The sequence below is a fragment of the Stenotrophomonas sp. SrG genome (genome assembly GCF_050031795.1).
Classification (GTDB): Bacteria; Pseudomonadota; Gammaproteobacteria; order Xanthomonadales; family Xanthomonadaceae; genus Stenotrophomonas; species Stenotrophomonas rhizophila_A.
Genome location: NZ_JBNBBE010000992.1, coordinates 1 through 242, shown reverse-complemented (window position 1 = coordinate 242; position 242 = coordinate 1). Strand labels below are relative to the sequence as shown.

At 75.2% G+C, this 242-nt stretch carries 1 protein-coding gene; it reads left to right on the top strand.

What is annotated here, in order from left to right; all coding sequences use genetic code 11:
* The coding region (locus ACQG3P_RS22460; protein WP_426806292.1) for a hypothetical protein at nucleotides 1-242 on the top strand (242 nt) is incomplete at both ends.

The following is a 242-nucleotide window of genomic DNA, read 5'->3' as shown; positions in this document are numbered from 1 at the left end:
CCCCCCCCCCCCCCGCCCGCCGCACCCTCCCCCCGCACCCCTCGCCGGCCGCGCCACTCCCCACCACGCCGCAGCGTGCACCCCGGCACGGCCCGGCGAGGCCGCCGCAGCCCGCCAGGCCGTTGTGTGGAATGGCGGCCACTTCTCCGCGCAGTTCAACCTGAGAAACAAGCTCCAGCTCGATCCCACAACCTCCAACCTGCAGATCGCCCGCGCGCACGCCCACGCGACGCCGGTCTACA